Origin of the sequence: Mesorhizobium sp. M0598 (genome assembly GCF_040320865.1) — a bacterium.
Taxonomy (GTDB): Bacteria; Pseudomonadota; Alphaproteobacteria; order Rhizobiales; family Rhizobiaceae; genus Mesorhizobium.
Genome location: NZ_JAMYQL010000003.1, coordinates 1 through 18,786, shown reverse-complemented (window position 1 = coordinate 18,786; position 18,786 = coordinate 1). Strand labels below are relative to the sequence as shown.

General features: G+C 62.3%; 17 protein-coding genes. 7 read left to right on the top strand and 10 right to left on the bottom strand.

From position 1 onward, the window contains the following. Positions 1 to 8: 8 nt before the first annotated feature. The gene (locus NKI59_RS05070) at positions 9 to 1,274 is read right to left on the bottom strand and encodes an ABC transporter substrate-binding protein (RefSeq protein ID WP_352682032.1); all 1,266 of its coding nucleotides are present in this window, start codon (positions 1,272 to 1,274) and stop codon (positions 9 to 11) included. A gap of 143 nt (positions 1,275 to 1,417) precedes the next feature. On the opposite strand from NKI59_RS05070, the gene NKI59_RS05065 reads away from it, so the two are divergent. Next, positions 1,418 to 2,614 (top strand): ROK family transcriptional regulator, encoded by a 1,197-nt coding sequence (locus NKI59_RS05065; RefSeq protein ID WP_352586671.1) that lies wholly within the window; start codon positions 1,418 to 1,420, stop codon positions 2,612 to 2,614. Positions 2,615 to 2,672: 58 nt separating this feature from the next. Here the strand turns inward: NKI59_RS05065 and NKI59_RS05060 are convergent, their stop codons facing one another. After that, positions 2,673 to 3,632, bottom strand: a complete 960-nt coding sequence (locus NKI59_RS05060) for a DMT family transporter (protein WP_352469816.1) — start codon at positions 3,630 to 3,632, stop codon at positions 2,673 to 2,675. A 398-nt stretch (positions 3,633 to 4,030) separates the two neighbouring features. On the opposite strand from NKI59_RS05060, the gene NKI59_RS05055 reads away from it, so the two are divergent. Further along, positions 4,031 to 5,362, top strand: coding sequence for a PQQ-dependent sugar dehydrogenase (locus NKI59_RS05055; protein WP_352702751.1), 1,332 nt, complete (start codon positions 4,031 to 4,033; stop codon positions 5,360 to 5,362). A gap of 127 nt (positions 5,363 to 5,489) precedes the next feature. On the opposite strand, the gene NKI59_RS05050 is transcribed toward NKI59_RS05055, so the two are convergent. From NKI59_RS05050 to NKI59_RS05015, 8 genes are all read right to left on the bottom strand, one after another. Then, entirely contained in the window at positions 5,490 to 6,998 is a 1,509-nt protein-coding gene (locus NKI59_RS05050; protein ID WP_352682036.1) for an aldehyde dehydrogenase family protein, read from the bottom strand. A 161-nt stretch (positions 6,999 to 7,159) separates the two neighbouring features. Then, the gene (locus tag NKI59_RS05045; RefSeq protein WP_352682038.1) at positions 7,160 to 7,504 is read right to left on the bottom strand and encodes a cupin domain-containing protein; all 345 of its coding nucleotides are present in this window, start codon (positions 7,502 to 7,504) and stop codon (positions 7,160 to 7,162) included. A gap of 23 nt (positions 7,505 to 7,527) precedes the next feature. Beyond that, positions 7,528 to 7,875: a cupin domain-containing protein gene (locus tag NKI59_RS05040; RefSeq protein WP_352682040.1), complete on the bottom strand. Its 348-nt coding sequence runs from the start codon at positions 7,873 to 7,875 to the stop codon at positions 7,528 to 7,530. Beyond that, on the bottom strand, positions 7,872 to 9,146 hold the full coding sequence (locus NKI59_RS05035) for a glycosyltransferase (protein ID WP_352682042.1): 1,275 nt from the start codon (positions 9,144 to 9,146) through the stop codon (positions 7,872 to 7,874). The genes NKI59_RS05040 and NKI59_RS05035 overlap by 4 nt, the downstream gene beginning before the upstream one ends. 17 nt (positions 9,147 to 9,163) lie before the next feature. Then, positions 9,164 to 10,237 carry an ABC transporter ATP-binding protein gene (locus tag NKI59_RS05030; protein ID WP_352702748.1) on the bottom strand — a complete coding sequence of 358 codons (1,074 nt, stop codon included), beginning with the start codon at positions 10,235 to 10,237 and terminating at the stop codon, positions 9,164 to 9,166. Continuing rightward, on the bottom strand, positions 10,234 to 11,028 hold the full coding sequence (locus NKI59_RS05025; protein WP_352682047.1) for an ABC transporter permease: 795 nt from the start codon (positions 11,026 to 11,028) through the stop codon (positions 10,234 to 10,236). The genes NKI59_RS05030 and NKI59_RS05025 overlap by 4 nt, the downstream gene beginning before the upstream one ends. Continuing rightward, complete coding sequence (locus NKI59_RS05020) at positions 11,021 to 11,863, bottom strand: ABC transporter permease (protein WP_352682101.1); 843 nt, start codon at positions 11,861 to 11,863, stop codon at positions 11,021 to 11,023. The genes NKI59_RS05025 and NKI59_RS05020 overlap by 8 nt, the downstream gene beginning before the upstream one ends. A 106-nt stretch (positions 11,864 to 11,969) precedes the next feature. Further along, the gene (locus tag NKI59_RS05015; RefSeq protein WP_352644203.1) at positions 11,970 to 13,034 is read right to left on the bottom strand and encodes a polyamine ABC transporter substrate-binding protein; all 1,065 of its coding nucleotides are present in this window, start codon (positions 13,032 to 13,034) and stop codon (positions 11,970 to 11,972) included. Positions 13,035 to 13,264: 230 nt separating this feature from the next. On the opposite strand from NKI59_RS05015, the gene NKI59_RS05010 reads away from it, so the two are divergent. From NKI59_RS05010 to NKI59_RS04990, 5 genes are all read left to right on the top strand, one after another. After that, complete coding sequence (locus tag NKI59_RS05010; protein ID WP_352586687.1) at positions 13,265 to 14,203, top strand: GntR family transcriptional regulator; 939 nt, start codon at positions 13,265 to 13,267, stop codon at positions 14,201 to 14,203. A gap of 5 nt (positions 14,204 to 14,208) precedes the next feature. Continuing rightward, complete coding sequence (locus tag NKI59_RS05005) at positions 14,209 to 15,504, top strand: glycosyltransferase (protein ID WP_352452939.1); 1,296 nt, start codon at positions 14,209 to 14,211, stop codon at positions 15,502 to 15,504. Further along, the gene (locus NKI59_RS05000) at positions 15,497 to 16,873 is read left to right on the top strand and encodes a glutamine synthetase family protein (protein WP_352702746.1); all 1,377 of its coding nucleotides are present in this window, start codon (positions 15,497 to 15,499) and stop codon (positions 16,871 to 16,873) included. Before NKI59_RS05005 ends, NKI59_RS05000 begins: the two co-directional genes overlap by 8 nt. Beyond that, entirely contained in the window at positions 16,873 to 18,177 is a 1,305-nt protein-coding gene (locus NKI59_RS04995; RefSeq protein ID WP_352702744.1) for an NAD(P)/FAD-dependent oxidoreductase, read from the top strand. The genes NKI59_RS05000 and NKI59_RS04995 overlap by 1 nt, the downstream gene beginning before the upstream one ends. Positions 18,178 to 18,409: 232 nt before the next feature. Further along, complete coding sequence (locus NKI59_RS04990; protein ID WP_352702742.1) at positions 18,410 to 18,655, top strand: hypothetical protein; 246 nt, start codon at positions 18,410 to 18,412, stop codon at positions 18,653 to 18,655. Positions 18,656 to 18,786 lie beyond the last annotated feature (131 nt).

Below are 18,786 nucleotides of genomic sequence, written 5' to 3'. Positions count from 1 at the left end.
CGGCAGCGTCACTTCTGCGCTTCGGCCGCATCCGCCATCGCATTGGCCGCGTCCTGCGCACTCATATCCGGCGTTGCTACAAACTCCGTGATGCTATCCATTATTGCGCCGCGGACTTTTTGCGGCACCGTCATGTTGTGCGCCATCGAACGCACGAGCGTGCCGGCGGCGATCGAGGCTTGCAGATCCTTTTGCGAGAGTTGCTGGCAGGGATTGAAGCCGTTCGAAAGATCGACGTCGAGGCGGGCCGGAATGGACCCTTTGGTCTGATTGAAAATGGTCTGGAATTCGGGCGACAGGATGATGCTGGCAAGCAGCTTCTGTCCCTCGATATAGTCCGGGTCCTTCTGCTTGAAGAACACGACCGAGTCTGAATTCAGGATGAAACCGGGCTTGCCCCAATCGGTCGGCGCCTGAGCGCAGACATAGTCGGTGCCCTCCTTGAAGCCGCCGGCCGTCAGCAGGCCGATCGTCCAGTCGCCCATGATGTGGAAGGCGGCCTCGCCGCGGCCGACGAGATGCGACATGGTATCCCAGTCACGCCCGTTCATGCCGGGGTCCATGTACTTCGAGGTCATGGTGCGAAACTGCTCGAAGGCCTTGACCATGCCGTCGCTGCGCATGGCATCGACGTCGCCCTCGACGAAAGCTTTCTTGTAGAGATCGAGGTCCTGACCGTACACGACCACTTCGAAGACGGTCGAGTCGGTCCAGTCGGCGGTCGAGTGCGAAATGCAGATCTTGCCGCTGGCCACGATCTTGTCGCAGGCGGCGTTGAATTCCGCCCATGTCTTCGGCATCTCGGTGACGCCCGCGTCCTTCATGACCTTCGGCGATGCCCACAGCCAGTTGATGCGGTGGATGTTCATCGGCGCGGCCACCCAATTCCCAGTCGGCTTCATCACCGGCAGCAATTCGGGAGCGACGACCTTCTCCCAATTTTCCGCCTTCGCCAGGTCGTCGAGATTGGCTGTCATGCCCGTCTCGTTCCATTCGGCGATCTCGGGGCCCTTTAGCTGCACAGCGGGAGGTGCGTTGCCGGCGATCACATCAGCACGCAGTTTGGCCAGGGTATTGGCCGTATGGCCTGCGATGGAGGTCTGCTGCCAGGAGCCACCCTTGGCGGTAAACATCTCGCCGAGCTTGGCGATAGCCTGGGCGTCCGATCCGGTGGCCCATTGATGCAAGAGGTTGGTCTTCGGCTCCGCGAGGGCTGTTCCGGTAATCAAGGTGAAGGCGGTAGCGGCCGCAAAGGCCGTCCTCAGGTATTTCATCGTTTCACTCCCATATGTGATGCACGGTTCGTATCGACCGCTTGTGGCCCGCGATTTGAGGTCGTGGCCGGCGAGATGCAGTAATCTCCGTTCTTTCCAAGATGACATATCTGGGCTATCAGTCAACGTGCTTTGTGCTCACCATGAACAAACCTTCGCTTAGAAATTGGCTGATCGACAGGCCGTCCGCGTCGCCGGAGAGCCTGATCGTCCGATGCCTGCGTGAGCGCGGCGTGCTTTCTGCGTCGCAAATTACCCGCATTACCGGTTTGGCGCGGTCGACGGTTTCAACCGCGCTCAACGGCTTGAGAAAATCTGGGATGGTGATCGAATCCTCGGCCCATCATGACGCGGCGAGGGGTATCGGCAGGCCTGCCACGACATTGACGCTCAATCCCGCTGCGGGCACCTGCGTCGGCATCCATCTGGGCCTCGACGAGATGCGGTGCGTCGTCGCCGACGTCTCGCATTCTTTCGTTGCCGAACAAACTATCCCCATGGGTCTGGACTACCAGCCACAGCAGGCGGCCCAGCTCGCCAAGTCAGTAATTGCCCGATGCTACGAAGAGAACGGTCTGCCGATGGCGGGGCTCCTGGGGGTTGGGGTCTCCGTCTCGGGCCCAGTCAGCCGCGAAGGAGTGGTGCTGCGCGCGAGTATCGTTCCGACCTGGGCCGGGGTCAACATCCGCGATGTGTTCGGGCCGGTCCTCGAACAGCCGATCTTCGCCGACAATGAGAGCAACTGCTCGGCCATTGCCGAGCTGATGTGGGGTGCGGCCGTCGGCCAGGACGATTTCGTGCTGTTCAAGGTCGATCTGGGCGTCGGCGGGGCCATTGTCCAGCACGGTCGGCTGGTGAGCGGCATCGCCGGTGGCGCCGGCGAATTCGGGCACATCAGCATCGATCCCGGCGGCGACCTTTGCCGGTGCGGCAATCGAGGATGCCTGGAGCTCTATGCCAGCTTTGCCCGACCGCTCGAGCAGATTTCGCGCATCGTGCGGCGGCCGGTCACGATGGACGACGTGATCATGATGGCCGAGCAGGGCGACGTGAGGGCGCTGCGGATGATCGAGGACACCGCCGAGTTTGCCGGCCGTGGCCTTGGCCTGATCGGTTCGGTTCTCAATCCGCCGCTCATCATCATCGGCGGCCGCATGGCCTTGGCGGGCGACATTCTCTTGGCGCCACTGATCGCATCATATGAACGCCACACGCTCATCAAGTCCCGCGATGTGGCGCCTGCGCTGCGCACGCGGATAATCGTTGGCAAGCACACGGAGAACGATGCATTGCTCGGCGCGGTCGGCCTCGTGCTGCGCCACAACAGCCGGCTTCAGTGACCCGGCTTGCGCTCTGATTTTGCGAGCTGCTCGCCGAAGCAGCGGAACTGATGTTTGCCTACGCGACACGCACCGTGCGCTGCCTCGGCTTGATCGCGGTGGCGAGCAGCAGGCCGGCGATGATGAAGGCGGCGCCGGCGAGATCGTAGTCGTGCAAGCTTTCGCCAAGGACCAGATAAGCGAGAACGGCGACGAAGGCGGTCTGGAGATAGAGCAGCATGCTGGCGCGCCCCGCACCAAGCGTCTCGACGCTACGGTTGTAGAGATAGTACATCAGAGCGCCGCCGGGGCCGGCAACATAGGCGAGAGCCAGAAGGCCGTTCGCATGCAGCGCCGAACGATCCCCGGAAAACAGTTCCCAGAGATAGAAGGGCAGTGCCGCCAGCGCGCCGGCTCCCAGCAGCAGGACCACCATCGGCAGAAGCTCGATAGCGAATTTGGCGCGACGCAGCAGCACGGTGTAGAGGCCCCAACAAAACGCGCTGCCGACGATCCACAACTCGCCGGGATTGAACTGCAGCTGCATCAGCGCGGCAAGGTCGCCGCGCGCCACGATCACCACCATCCCGGCCAGAGCGACCAGCGCTCCAAGCGCTTTCCAGACACCGAGGGGCTCGCCGAGCACGAAGCGGGCAAGCACCATGGTCATGATCGGCGACAGCGCCATGATGATGCCGGCGGTTGTCGCGTTGGTGTAGTTGAGGCCCGTGTAGATCATGCCTTGACACAAGGTTAGCCCGATAGTGCCGATGACCAGCACCTCGATCACCCGGGATTGGATCAGCACGAGCATCGCCCCGTGATGACGATGGACGATAGGCAGCAGGATCGCGCACGCGAGCGTCAGCCGCCAGAAGCAGAGCGCCCAAGGCGGCATCTCGGGGGCAACCCACTTGGCGGCGATATAGACGCCGGCCGACAGGAGCCAGCAGAGCGTCGCGAGGGAATAGGCGAGCGGAAGTGATGCGCCGGGTGTCGCCTTCGCTACACTTGGATGTGCTATCGGCAGCGATTGGATATCCGTCTCCTCCCACCGCAGACTTTAGCAGATTTGCAGCGTCTTGCTAAGCAGCAACAACAGCTGTTTCACCAGCTGGTGCAATCGGTGGGTCATTGTGGGTCCCGCCGTTCACGGTCTCCTTCCATTCGAACGCATGTTGGCCCATGAGCAACTCGATACCGAAAAGCGCAAGCCGTACCGATTTCGCGCGATACGAATGTGAGATTCATATTGCGCGACAGATATTCGCGCGGTTGCCACAATCTTCTCGCGCCATATTTCTACCGAGCGCAGATCTGTCGCGAATTCCTGGCCCTCGGATCACGAGCGCCGCTGTTTCGAAGCAATTGGAAGAATAAGCCACTGACTTCCGTTTGCACAAAGAGCGCGACACAAATCGATGCGGAGGACGTCCGATGCATGCCGGCTTCCCAGGAAGCGTACTCGTAGCGGTGTTGGGCATCGTCATGGCAAGCTGCGCTGGCATTCCGGCGCAAAAAACCGGGGCAATAACCGGCTATGGCCCCAACCCCACTTTACCGAAACCAAGACCGACGCTGATCCCGACTGTTAACATCGCCGAGGCGAAAGGCTGGCAGAAAGAAGGTATGCCGACCCCGGCGAAGGGGCTGACAGTGAACGCCTTCGCCACCGGCCTCGACCATCCGCGCTGGCTACATGTGCTTCCGAACGGCGACGTGCTGGTTGCTGAAACCAATGCCCCTGCCAAGCATGACGAAGGCTTCAGTCTTAGAAAGGTCTTCATGGACCTGGCTATGAAGCGGGCCGGCGCCGCGACCAAAAGCGCCAACCGCATCACGCTCCTGCGCGACACCGATGGCGACGGCATTGCGGATGTGCGCACGACGTTCGCGGAAGGCCTCAATTCGCCCTTCGGCATGACCCTGTCCAAAGGCAAACTCTTTGTCGCGAATACCGACGCGCTCGTCGCTTTCCCCTACTCCAATGGCCAGACCCGAGTCAGCACGTCGCCGGAAAAGATCATCGACTTGCCGGCCGGGGACCTCAACCATCATTGGACCAAGGACGTGATCGCAACTCCGGATGGACGCAAGCTCTATGTCACCGTTGGTTCCAACAGCAACGTTGGAGAAAACGGCATAGCCGCGGAGAAGAACCGCGCCGCTGTCCTTGAAGTGGATCGGTCTACCCGCCGCACTCGGGTCTTCGCCTCGGGCCTGCGCAACCCGAACGGGCTCTCCTGGAATCCTGAGACTGGCCAGCTTTGGGTCGCCGTGAACGAGCGTGACGAGATTGGCGACGACCTTGTGCCGGATTACATGACCTCGGTTCGTGACGGCGCTTTCTACGGCTGGCCCTACAGCTACTACGGACAGAACGTCGACGAACGTGCCAAGCCGCAGCGCCCCGATCTCGTGGCGGCAGCGATCAAGCCCGATTACGCCCTGGGCTCTCATACCGCCTCGCTGGGACTGACCTTCTCCAAAGGCGCGCGGCTCGGTCCGGCCTACGGCAACGGCGCCTTCGTCGGCCAGCACGGCTCGTGGAATAGAAGCGTGCACAGCGGCTACAAGGTCATCTTCGTGCCGTTCCATGGTGGCAAACCGAGCGGTCCTCCGGAAGATGTGCTCACTGGCTTCATCGGGCGTAATGGCGAGGCGATGGGCCGGCCGGTCGGCGTCGCTATCGATCAGACTGGCGCACTGCTCGTCGCCGACGACGTCGGTAATGTCATCTGGCGGGTCCGCCGGGCGAATGGCCGTTGAGCGCAGGTGGCCTTTCTGATTCCGACCTCACCAGCCTTCGGCTACAGCGCCACGCCCGATATGGCTGCATTCGGCGGAGACGGATATCCTAAACAATTAGCTAGCAGCACGCCCGAAGATAGTCGTGTCAAGCATGCTTGCGCCCGCCTGCCTCGCGGAACCAGCTGTCAGGATAGGGATACCACCAGCCCTGAATCTCCGGTCTGTGGTCGATGATGACCATCTTCGAGCGGCGGAATGCATCCAGACCCTGGCGGCCGAGCTCGCGGCCGAGGCCCGAAGCCTTCCAGCCCCCGAACGGCAACGCGTCATTGTCTATCAGCGGATTGTTGACCCAGACCATGCCGGCCTCGAGCCGCTCCGCGGCCTCATGCGCTTCGGCAAGATCGGTGGTGAAGACCGAGGCGCCGAGACCGAAGGGGCTGTCGTTGGCAAGCTCTATCGCCTCGTTGAAATCCTTGACCCGGCAGATTGCGGCGACCGGCCCGAAACACTCTTCGCGCACGATTGCCATATCGGCGGTGATGCCGGTCAGGATGGTCGGCTCGTAGAACCAGCCTACATTATGTGCCGGCGGAATGCGTCCGCCGGTGATCGCTTTGGCACCGCTGCGGATCGCATCGTCGACCAGCCGGATGACCTTCGCACGCGCGGCCTCGCTGACCAGCGGTCCGATTTCGGTTTTGTCGAGGCCGTTGCCGATACGCAGCGCGCGCGTTTTCTCGGCAAACAGATCGACGAAGCGGTCGTGAACGGCATCAACCACGAAGAACCGTTCGGCCGAAGTGCAGACCTGGCCAGTGAGATGGAAGGCAGCCGTGACGCTGCCGGCAGCCGCCACGTCCAGTGGGGCGTGTTGGCTGATGATCAGGGGATCGCTGCCGCCGGCCTCGATGACGCAAGGCTTCATGCGCTCTGCACATGCGACGGCGACAGCCTTGCCGGCGGCGACCGAACCGGTGAAAGCAACCGCATGCGTGCGGTCCGAGGCGATCAGCGCCTGCGCCGTTGCTGCTCCGCCTGGCATGCAGGAAACCAGGCCCTCCGGCAGGGAGCGGAACACGGTCATATAATCCAGCGTCGACAATGTTGTCGCTTCGGCGGGCTTGATCACGCAGGCATTGCCGGCGGCAAGCGAGGCGGCGACGGTCCAGCACATCAACAGGATCGGAAAATTGTAAGGCATGATGTGCACCGACGTGCCGTAGGGCTCGTAGCAGGCATACTGGAACGAACCGGCCTGCGTCGTGCCGGCGATCTTGCCGGCGTCGTCACGCGCCATTTCGGCGTAATAGCGGAAGATCGGCGCGCAATTGGCGATCTCGCCGATCGCCTCCGGATAGGGTTTGCCCATCTCGTGCACCATCAGCTCGGCGCAGCGCGTGAAGTCGGCCGCTTCGATGGCGTTCGCGACGGCGTGCAGATGCCGGGCACGGCTCTTGGCGTCGAGCTTTTTCCAGGCCGTTTGCGCCTTGGTCGCTGCGGTGAGCACGGCGTCGATCTCGCCGTCGCTGGCTGCGGTGATCGCGCCGACGGTTTCGAGCGTCGCCGGATCGATCACCGGTTTTGCCGCACCGGTCATTGGCCGATAATCCGGATTGACGAAGAAGGTCGGCCGGTCAGGTGAAAAGTCCATTCTGTCCTCCCGTGTGCACGGAGCCTTTTTGAGAATTCACCCTGCCGAGACAGGCGGCGTGGTTTTCGAGAACCGAAGCGGAGCGGACATTAAAGTCCGTGAGCATCGGAAGCGGAGAAAACGGCGTCAGGTGTCCGGTAGGGTAGAATTATCGAGAAGGTTCAGCGGATCATGTAAACTTTCTTGATGGTCTCGTGGACGGTGCAGACGCCCTTCCAGTCCTGCGGAAAGAACGCTGCGGTGTCCGGTTCGATCTCTATCACCTCGCCGGATTCGTGGACATAGGTGCAGCGTCCCTCGAGGAAATGGCAGAACTCGTCGCGGGTGACGTGGCAGCGCCATTTGCCCGGCGTGCAGACCCACAGTCCGCATTCGGAGCGGCCCTCCGGCCCCTTGTGCAGCAGCTTGCCGGAAGTGTGGGATTCGCCCTCGATCAGGGTGGGGATGACGCCCCAGTCGACCAGGTCGGTGAGGGCGAGCGGCGATTTCATGATCGGTGTCGGCATGTCGGGAGCTCCAGTGGCCGGCTTTAGGCCAGCATGTAAACGTTGCGGATGGTCTCGTGGACGGTGCATTCGCCGGTCCAACCGGCCGGGAACATGACAACCGTGGCGGCGGATACCTCGATCACCTCGCCGTCGTCCGATCTGTAGGTCGCGCGGCCGGCAACGAAATGGCACAATTCGTCGCGCGGAATCGCCAGCCGCCAGCGACCGGGTGTGCAGACCCAGATGCCGGATTCCGGCTGGTTGTTCGGCCCCTTGTGCACCAGCCTGCCGGTGGAGTGCGAAGCGCCTTCCAGCGCGTCGGGCTGGGTGCCCCAGTCGACGAGGTCGGTGCGGGTCGAGGCTTGGTGGAGGTGTGGGGCTGAGATCACAGCAATTTCTCCAGCAAAGCAGCCGCTTTCTCCGGGCCGTTCTGCGACTGCATCTGGGCCGACGTCTTGGCCAGCTTGGCCTTGATTGCCGGGTCGGTCAGGCAGGTTTCGATCCTGGCGATGAGCTCGGCGTCGCTCCAGTCGTAGCGCGGCATGCCGAAGCCGTGGCCGGTCTCCTCGACCCGCGCCGCATTGTCGTGGCCGTCCCAGACGTAGGGCATGATGATCGCCGGCTTGCCGAAATACAGGCACTCAGTGAACGAGTTGTTGCCGCCATGATGGATCACCGCATCGACCTGCGGGATGACCGAGGGCTGCGGGAACCAGCTCTCGACGATGACGTTTTCGGGCACTTGCGCGTACTGCTCCTTGTAGCCGCCGACATTGACCAGCGCCCGGTAGCGCGTCTTGCCCAACGTTGCGACGATGCGCTTCAGCAGATCGACATCGCCGGCGCCAAGGCTGCCGAAGGAAACATAGAGCAGCGGCCCGTCATTATTCTTCGCAAAAACCGGCACGGTGTAGGGCTTCTCCTGCCGCACGCAGCCTTCCAGATATTGGAATTTTGCCGGGTCGAGCAGATAGCGGCGCTTGAACTTCGCCGCCTCGGGATAGAGCAGCAGATTGAGGTACGGCGAGGCCTCGAAGAACTGGCCGATCGGATACGGCGCTTCGTTGTTCGCTTTCAAAAACGCATTGAAGTCGTCATGGATCGGCTTGATGACGGCGTTGAAATGGTCGCGGTAACGCCGATGGCAGGCGTGGTCGTTCTCGCCGCAGCCGGACAGATGTGGCGGGATGTCCTCGTCCTCGATCTCGTTTTCCGAGCAGGAGATGACGCGCACCCAGGGCTTGCCATACTGCTTGATTGCCGAGAACAGGATGACGTTGTCGACGCAGATGACATCAGGCTTGATCGTCGCAAGCACGCCAGGCAGATCCTTCTCAGCCCATTTGGCGCTGTTGACGATCGCCGTCCAGCAATCCTTCACGTAATTGTCGACCTGGTCGTAGGGCGATTTGCGGAAGTTCGGGATGTGGCCGTTGATGAAGTCTTCCCAGAACTTGGCCATCTGTTCCGGCGGCATCGGCTCGGACAGGTTCACCGGATGAGCCTCGAAGCCGTAGCCCTTGTAGACGTCGACGAAACCGGGGTCCGACAGGAACACCGCTCTGTGGCCGCGCGCCTCGATCGCCTGGGCTATGCCGACGGAATTGAGCGCGGGGCCATAGGCGGCCTCCGGAAAGAACGCGATCGTCTTTTGCGCCATGAGAGGTTCTCCTTCGATCAATCTGCGAAAATTCTGACGTCAGCCGCATCCCAGCCGAGCTCGACTGTATCGCCCGACGAGACCGGGCGGCGGTCGGCGGCGTCGGCGGTGACGCGCACCAGGAACGGCTTTGGCGACAGGGCGGTGCGGACGTGCAACTGCAGATCGAGTCCCTGATAGGCCAGCGCCTCGACCGCGCCGAAGATACGGTTGGCCGTTTCTGCCGACGGGAACAGCCGGATGCGTTCGGGCCGCACTGAAGCTACCGCCGCAGCGCCGGGCGAAAGTGTTGCGGGAACATCGCCGGCGATCCGCACGCCGTTGCTTGCCAGCACGCCGTCGCCGGCGGCTTTGCCCGGTACGAAATTCATGACGCCGATGAAGTCGGCGACGAAACGGTCCCCCGGATGCTCGTAGACCGCATGGGGTGTATCGCATTGCAGCAGCTTGCCGTCCCTGAGCACTGCCATACGGTCGGCCATGACGAGCGATTCCTCCTGGTCATGGGTGACGATGACGAAGGTGATGCCGACCTCGTGCTGCAGCCGCTTCAGCTCCAGTTGCATGGCCCCGCGCAATTTCTTGTCGAGCGCACCGAGAGGCTCGTCGAGCAGAAGCAGCCGTGGTCGCTTGACCAGCGCTCGGGCAAGCGCGACGCGCTGCTTCTGCCCGCCGGACAATTGCTCTGGCTTGCGGTCGGCGAAGGCAACGAGTTCGGTCGTCGCCAAAATGGCGTCGACACGGGAGCGGATTTCCTTTGCAGGCAAGCGTTCCATTTCGAGGCCGTAGGAAACATTGGCCCTGACGCTCATATGCGGAAACAGCGCATAGGACTGGAACATCAGATTGACGGGCCGCTTATTGGGCGGGGTCCTGGCGATGTCGCGGCCGTCGAGCAGGATGCGCCCGTCATTGGGCGTCTCAAAGCCGGCCAGCATGCGCAGCAGCGTTGTCTTGCCGCAGCCCGAAGGTCCAAGCAAGGCGAAGAACTCGTTCTCGCGGATATCCAGCGAAACGCCGTCGACCGCCGTCACCCGGCCGAACTTCTTCGACACGTCGTCGATCGCCAGCAGCGTGCGGGGCTCGTTCATTGGCCGATCACCCCACGGTTGAGCCGCTGCGACAGGGTCAGCGCAGTGATTGAGACCGCCATGACGATAGTCGCCAAGGCATTGATCTCCGGCGTGACGCCGAAGCGAATCATCGAATAGATCTGCATCGGCAGCGTGGTCGAAGCGCGGCCGGCGCCGGCGGTGAAGAAGGCGATGATGAATTCGTCGACCGAAAGGGTGAAGGCGAGCAGCGCGCCGGCGACGACGGCAGGCAGGATCACCGGCAACGTCACCCGCCGAAATGTCGTGAGCGCGGAAGCACCGAGATCGGCAGAGGCCTCGACGATCGACCAGTCGAAGCTTTTCAGCCGCGCGCGCACCACGGAGCAGACGAAGGCGAGATTGAAGACGACATGGGCGAGGATGATGGTGTGCAGGCCCAAGGTGAGATCAAGCATCGAGAAGAAGCTGAGCAGCGCGATCGCCAGCACGATGTCGGGAATGATCATCGGCGCAAAGATCAGCGCCTCGAGACCTTTGCCGTATTGCTGGCGTATTTCGACGCCGATCGCCAGCAGCGTGCCGAGCAGCGTGGCGATGGCGGTCGAGACAAGCGCCACGATCAGTGTGTTGAGCGCGGCAGAAAGGATTGCGGCGTTTCCGATTAGCGAGACATACCATTTCAGCGAAAAGCCCGACCAGACGGTCGGCAGCCCGCCTTGGTTGAACGACAGCGCCACCAGCACGGCGATCGGGATGTAGAGGAAGGCCAGGACCAGTGAAAGCACGAGCCAGAGCGCGCGCCTCGTGGCGAGGGAGCGCTCAGCCATCGGCGCCTCCTCTCGCTTCGGCGGTACGGCCCGAGGCGCGATCAGCAGCCAGGGCCTGCGCCGTCAGCACCAGCAGCATGATGGCGATCAGCACCATTGCCAGTGCCGCACCGAAGGGCCAGTCATTAGCCGTGAGGAACTGGTCGTAGACGAGATTGCCGATCATCTGGAAACGGCCGCCGCCGAGCAGCGCCGGCGTGACGAAATTGCCGATCGACAGCACGAAGACGAAAACCGCCCCGGCGGCAATGCCGGGCACGGTCAGCGGCAGTATGACCCGGCGAAATGTGGTCACGGCCGACGCGCCGAGATCGCGCGAGGCCTCTGCGAGCTCCGGATTGAGCCGCGACAGCGGCGCGTAGCAGGCCAGGATGACGAAGGGCAGATAGTTGTAGACCAGACCGGCGATGACGGCGCCTTCGGTATAAAGCATCGACGGCGGCTCGCCGGTGTAGCCGAACCAGCGTAGCAGTTGTGTGATCAGCCCTTCGCGGTTGAGCAGCACGATCCAGGCATAGGTACGGATCAGGTAGTTGGACCAGAAGGGCAAGACGGCAAAGAACAGAAACACCGGCTGCAGTTGCCGGGGTGCTGCCGCGATCGCATAGGCGGCGGCATAGCCGATCACCACCGCGACCAGGGTTGCCGTGCCGGCAATGCGCGCCGAATTGATGAAGATGCCGGCATAGAGCGGGTCGAACACCAGCCCGAAATTCTCCAGTGTGAAAGTGTAATCGATGCCGCCATAGATGCCGCGCCGGAAGAAGGCGAGCGCCAGCACCAGCGCGCATGGCACGACCATCAAGGCGGTGAGCCAGGCCAGCGCCGGCGTCATCAGCAAGGATGAGCGAAGTCTTGTTTGGGACAAGATTGCGGTACCGCATTCAACGGTCGGCGGCGAAAACCCCGCCGTCGACCGAGATCTCTGATTTTGATGTCGGTTATTGCGCAGCCTTGATTTCGCTGACGATCTTCGAGTAGTCGCGTTGGGCATCGCCGACATCGCGCAACTGCTCGAACTTGACCAACTCTGCCACCGGCATGCTCATATTGGGAAATTTGGCGAGAAAATCCGCCGGCAGGCTTTCCATAGCCGGCTTGTTCGGTACCTTGTAGTCGATGTTCTGGGCCGCCCAGGCGTGGTTCTTGGCGTCCAGCATGAAGTTGATGAACTGGAAGGCGGCGTCCTTGTTGGCCGATGCCTTCATCACGACCATCGTATCGACCCAGAGATCCGAGCCTTCTTTCGGTATGGTGTATTTAATTTGTGGATTCTCGGCGATCCCGTAATTGCACCAGCCATCCCAGGCCTGAACCATCAGCGCCTCGCCCGAGACCAGCTTTGAATAAAAGGTCGTGTCGTCATAGGCCAGCAAGGTCTTCTTGGCCGAGATCAGCAGGTCCTTGACTTCGCCGAGCTTTGCCGGATCGGTCTCGTTCACCGAATAGCCCTTGGCGAGTTGGCCGGCGGCAAGCAGCCAGCGGTCGGTCGCCAGCATCGTCGTCTTGCCCTTGAGCGCATCGGACGGGGCGAGAAGGTCGTTCCAGCTCACCGGCTCCGCCTTCACCAGATCCGAACGGTAGCAAAGGCCGGTGGTGCCCCAAGTGTAGGGCACGGAAAAATTGTTGCCGGCGTCGTGCGGCAGCTTCGCCGCCTCGGGATAGAGATTGGCGAGGTTAGGGATATTGGCATGGTCGATCGCCTCGATCAGGCCGAGCTTGTTCAGCACTTCGGCGAAGGGCGAGGAGACGAAGACCACGTCATAGCCCTTGCCGCCGGACGCGACGAGCTTGCCCATGATCTCCTCGTTAGTGGCGTGAACCACGACTTCACCGGAGACACCGGTCGCCGCCTTGAAAGCTTTCATGGCATCCGGCGCCATGTAGCCGTCCCAGTTGGAGATAACGAGGTCGGAGGCAGCCGCCGGCGCTGACAGCGCCAGGCCAAGGCCAAGTGCGATCAAGGATTTCCTTAACGGACGGTGCCGCAGGGTGGTGGTGGTCATGACAGACTCCCATTCTGGTTGATCATCGAACTTAGTCGTCGGACCAGCGCTTGCAGCCGTAGCCGCTTTGATCCTGTTCCCCGGTCTTTTATTGCCGATTGATCTCACAGTACTATTGCAGAAAAAAGTACGTCAATCCATAATTTGTCAACTACGGTGAATCCCGGCCGATCGCATCCGCAAGGGCAATCGGCCAAACCTCAGCCGCCAAGTCCTTCATGAGAATTGCCATGCAAGTTGCAGCTCGACGTCCCCGCACCAACCATCTCGACCTTGCACAGCGCATTCTCGATGTGGCCCGGAAACGCGGCTTTGAACCCGGCGCTCATCTCCCGGAGCAGCAGATCGCTTCGCTCTGCAACGTATCCCGAACTCCGGTGCGGGCCGCGCTGCGTCTGCTCACTGAAAAAGGCGTAGTTCAATGGGAGGCTGAGTCCGGCTATCGCTTGGCCGTAGACCTCACGAGCCAGGCGACCGTCGCCGCCGACCTGCCGAGCGCCGAGGAGGATGAACTTGCCGACATGATCCTGCGAGACCGCTCGGCGCGCCGGCTGGACCAGACGGTCACCGTCGGCGCGCTGATGCGACGGTATAATGCCGAGCGCAGGACGGTACTAAAATCGCTGAAGAAACTGGCCGAGGAAAATCTTCTGGACCGCGCGCCGGGGCAGTCCTGGCTTTTCAGGAGGGTGCCGGACGATCCTGGCGCACAAGGGGAGAGCTATGAATTCCGGCTGTTGCTGGAACCCGCCGCCCTTCTGGCGCCTGGGTTCCGGCTGGATGGGACGCGCGCGGCAGCCTTGCGACAGGGCATGGAAATGCTGCTGGCTCTGCCCGACGCGGCATTCGATTCCAGAGAGTTCCAACGGCTGGACATCGATTTTCACGGGATGATCGCCGGTGGCTCCGCCAACCGCTTCGTCGCCGAGGCGTTGGCCGATCATCTCAGGCTGCGCCGGCTGCCGGGAACGTATGCCGGCGTCAATGTCTTCCGGCTGAAGCAATCATTGCGCGAGCATCTGACCATACTCGACCATCTGGAGAGCCAGCAGTACGAGGTTGCAGCCGATCTGCTTCGGGTCCATCTGCGGCTTTCCCGCAGCCAGCGACCGCAGGCGGCCAGTCGCGGGGCGCCCGCGCTGTTCGGCATGATCAGCCGGCCGGAATAACGAGGATCATGCGCAAAGGCAGCCCGACCATCGCACTGTTTCCGGAAGCGAGCTTCGGCGCTGCGCTGAATTGCGTTGGCATAGCGCAGGCCCTGCGCGCTCGTGGCGCCCGTCCGGTGTTCATCTGCCATGCCGGCTTTTCTGGCGTGTTCGCCGACTATGGGTTTCAGGAATACCAGTTGCCTACTGACGATCCGTTGACCGACAGCGAACGCCAGAGCTACTGGCAGGCCTTCGTGCGCCGTCATCTGCCGCATTTCAGGCTGAGCCCCATCGATCAGCTCGAAACCTACGTTGCCCCGACCTGGCAAGCAATCGTAGACACTGCGGTCAACGCCGAGGCGCCGCTGCGCCAATTGCTGGCGCGGCTGAAGCCGGACGCCGTGGTGCTCGACAACGTCGTCATGTTCCCGGCATTGGCGACAGCCGGCTGCCCGTGGGTGCGCGTCGTCTCCTGCGCCGAAACCGAGCTTCCCGATGCCAATGTGCCACCCTATCTGTCCGGTCTCGCCGCCGACGACCCGAGCCGCGCGGTGTTCGAGGCGCGCTACCTGGCAGCGGTCGCTCCGGCCCATGACCGCTTCAATCGGCTTCGGACCGACGCCGGTCTTGCGCCCTTGCCAACAGGTCTTTTTCTAGAACCTTCGCCCGCCCTCAATCTGCTGCTGACCCCAACGATTGTGCGAAGGCAGCGCGCCGAGCCGCTCGACCCTGCCAGCTTCGTCTATCTCGAAGGCTGCGTCCGCTCGGAAGGGCCGTTCGACGTACCGGTCTTTCCGCGCAATGGCGGACCGCTGGTTTATGTCAGTTTCGGTAGTCTTGGCGCCATGGATGTAGGCCTGATCCAGCGCATGCTCGCCGTTTTCGACAGGCTGCCGGCCCGCTTCATTGTCAATGCCGGAGGTCTGCGCGACAGCTATCGGGCCGTTCCGGACAATGTCTATCTCGACGCCTGGTTTCCACAGCCTTCCGTCGTGGCGAAATGCGACCTCTTCATTCATCATGGCGGCAACAACAGCTTTTGCGAAGCACTGCGTTTCGGTGTGCCGTCGCTGGTCATGCCCTATTGCTGGGACGGGCATGACAATGCGCAACGTGCCGAGGAAACCGGCGTCGGGCGCCACATCAGCCGCGATGGCTGGACGGAAGACGAATTGGAGCGAAGCATTCTTGGCCTGATGGCCGATGCTGCAATGCGCGCACGCCTCCGGGAGAATGCAGTGCATATGGCGCTGACACCCGGAACGGACGTGGCTGCCGAAGCCATTCTCGCTCTCGCAAGGACCCGACCTGATGCTTGACACCACAACAACGGATGCCTCGACCATGAACGGCACCAACGACCCGAAAGACTGGTTGGCCGCTCACGCTGTCAGCGAGGTCGAGTGCCTGGTGCCCGACATGAACGGCGTGCTGCGCGGCAAGGCCCTGCCAGCGGCCAAGTTCCTCAAGGCGATCGAGGACCGAGCACTTTATCTGCCGAGCAGCGCGTTCCTGGTCAGCATCGACGGCCGCTATTCCGGTTCCGTCGACGAGGGGTTCGCCTACCAGGACCCCGACATGCGGATGGTGCCGGATCTCGCAACACTCTGTCTGGCGCCCGGTGGCGGGCCAGGCAAGGCCTATGTCTTCGCCGATGCGTTCCACATGCACGACCGGCCGTGGATGGCTTCGCCGCGGCACGTGTTGCGGGCGGTGCTCGATCTATATCGCCAGCGCGGCTGGCGGGCGGTGGTGGCGCCGGAGCTTGAATTTTATCTCACCGCGCCCAATCCCGATCCCGACAGGCCGGTGACGGCGCCGGTCGGGCGCAATGGCCGCTCCGAAAGCGTGCAGCATCCCTATGACATGGCGGCACTGGAGCAATTCGAGCCGGTGATCCGGCGCCTCTATGACTATGCTGCGGCAGCCGGACTGCCGCTCGACACGCTCATCCATGAATCGGGCACGGCCCAACTGGAGATCAATTTCCTGCATGGCGACGCGCTGCCGCTGGCAGACAAGGTGTTGCTGTTCAAGCGAATGACGCGCCAGGCCGCGCAGGAAGGTGGCATGCAGGCGACCTTCATGGCCAAACCGATAGCCGCACAAGCCGGCAGCTCAATGCATCTCCACATGTCTGTCGTCGACGAGGCGGGCAACACGCTGTTTGCCGGGCGTGACGGCGCCGACACCGAGATGTTCGGGCATTTCATCGGCGGCCTGCAGAAATACATTCCCGAGGTGATGCCGCTGTTTGCGCCGAACGTGAATTCGTTCCGCCGCATCCGGCCGAACCACAGTGCACCCGCCAACATCGAGTGGTCGCACGACAACCGCTCCTGCGGCCTGCGTGTGCCGGCCGGCGAGCGGCGCGTGGAAAATCGGCTGCCCGGCGCCGATGCCAATCCCTATCTGGCGATAGCCGGCTCGCTGCTTTGCGGTTATCTCGGCGTCGAGGAGAAGATCGCTCGTTCGACGGAAGCGTCGGGCAATGCCTATCGCAGCAGGAGCACGCTGCCCAAAACCATGGAAGAGGCGCTCGACCGCTTCGCTGCGTGCGATCCGGTTCGGGCGGTGCTCGGCGAGGATTTCTTCCAGACCTATTTGCGCGTCAAGAGCGTTGAGCTCGACCTTTTCCAGAGCGTCGTCACCTCTTGGGAACGCGACCATCTGCTGCTCAAGGTGTGATGATGAGCTTCAATTCTGGGGGCTTCAACTCCGGCCTGGATATCGGCAAATCTTACTATGTCGCGACGGCCAATCCGGCTCCGGACCATCCGGCGCTGCAGGGCGACGTCGACGCCGATCTGGTGGTGGTCGGCGGCGGTTGTACCGGCCTCTCCGCAGCCTTTCATGCAGCCGAACGCGGCCTGAAGGTGGTGCTGCTCGAAGGCGGCAAGATCGGCTGGGGGGCGTCGGGGCGCAATGGCGGCCAGATGATCCCCGGCCTGCGCAAGGGCGCCAAGGGGCTGGTCAAGCTATATGGGCCGGAACGGGGGAGGGCGCTGTTCGATCTCGCCTTCGAGGCGCGGGCCCTCGTGCTCGGTCTGATCGAGCGCCATGCCATCGATTGCGACCTCAGGCTCACCGGCCATCTGGCCGGTGCGGTCAACGGTTCCGACCTGCGCGACCTCGAAGAAGAGGCCGAGTGCCTTTCTACGGTGATGAACTTTCATGATGTCGAGATGCTGTCGGCAGCGCAGGCGCGCGGAATGGTGAACACACCTTATCACGGCGCGATGTACGAGAAGCTCGGTGGCCATATGCATCCGCTGAACTACACGCTCGGTCTTGCTCGCGCCGCGGCTGCGGCGGGCGTCACCATCCACGAGAATTCGGTGGCGCTGCGGCTGGAGCGGGAACCTTCCCCCCGGGTTTCGACGGCCAAAGGCTCGGTGCGGGCCAGGCATGTCGTACTGGCCGGCGATGCGCTGCTCCACGGGCTTGAGCCGCGCGTCAACAGCCGCATCATGCCGGTCGGCAACTACATCATCGCCACCGAGCCGCTGGGCGACACGAGCGACGTCATCCCAAGCAATGTGGCCGTCTCCGACACGCGCTTCGTCGTCAATTACTACCGGCTGTCGGCGGATGGACGCCTGCTGTTCGGCGGCGGCGAGCGCTATACGCCGTCGCCGCCCGCCGACATTGCCGGCTTCGTGCGGCCGCACATGGAAAACACCTTTCCGCAATTGCGCGGCCGCCACATCGATCACGCCTGGGGCGGGCTGGTCTCGGTGACGACATCGCGCCTGCCGCATGTCGGTCGCTATGGCGACGTCTATTTTGCGCATGGCTATTCGGGCAAGGGGGTGATCCTGTCGACGCTGTCGGGCAAGCTGCTCGCTGAGGCGATCACCGGTGATGCTTCGCGGCTCGATCTGTTTTCGACCCTAAGCCCGCTGCCGTTCCCCGGCGGCACGACGCTGCGCGGCCCGCTCTATGTGCTCGGCATGCTTTGGTACGCAATGCGTGACCGCATCAAACATTGAGCGCAGGCATGCGCAACGAGGCCGAGCGCCGCCACCAAGCGATTAACGGCTGATTTCGCGGCGGCGTCCGACTTGATCGATGCTTGAATATGGTCCGCAGGCAATGGCCGCGAGTCGGTCCAGGCCCTGCTCCCGAAGCCTGAGCGCCGATAGACCTGCCTGGTATTTCCTCAGCTAATAGATCGATATGATTGCAGGATTAACCGTTTCATATCCCAGGCGCGGCTCCGATTTGTCTTTCGAAATCGCGCTGGAGACAGTTCCGGTTGAACTGCAGTCCAATTTTGTTTCCCTGTTTTTCTTGATCGTGCTGCCCGACAGGTCGGCGCAGCACGACGTTACTGGTGTACTGACCACCCTCTTTTTCTCGTGTGCAACGGCGGCGGTGGATACGGCCATCACAATTGCCGCACAAATAATCGTCAATCTCATTGATTTCCCCCTTAGAGCACCGCAAACGTGTGGTCGACTGGCTTGAGACGCCGGCGAAGACGGTACTCGCGCCTAGGATAGTGTGCTGAAGGTTCTGCAAAAAGTTTTGGAGAGAGAACGGCGCTTGCTCTGAGGGGCGAGCGGCCATGGCACGGTGGTGACATTGCGATCACCGAT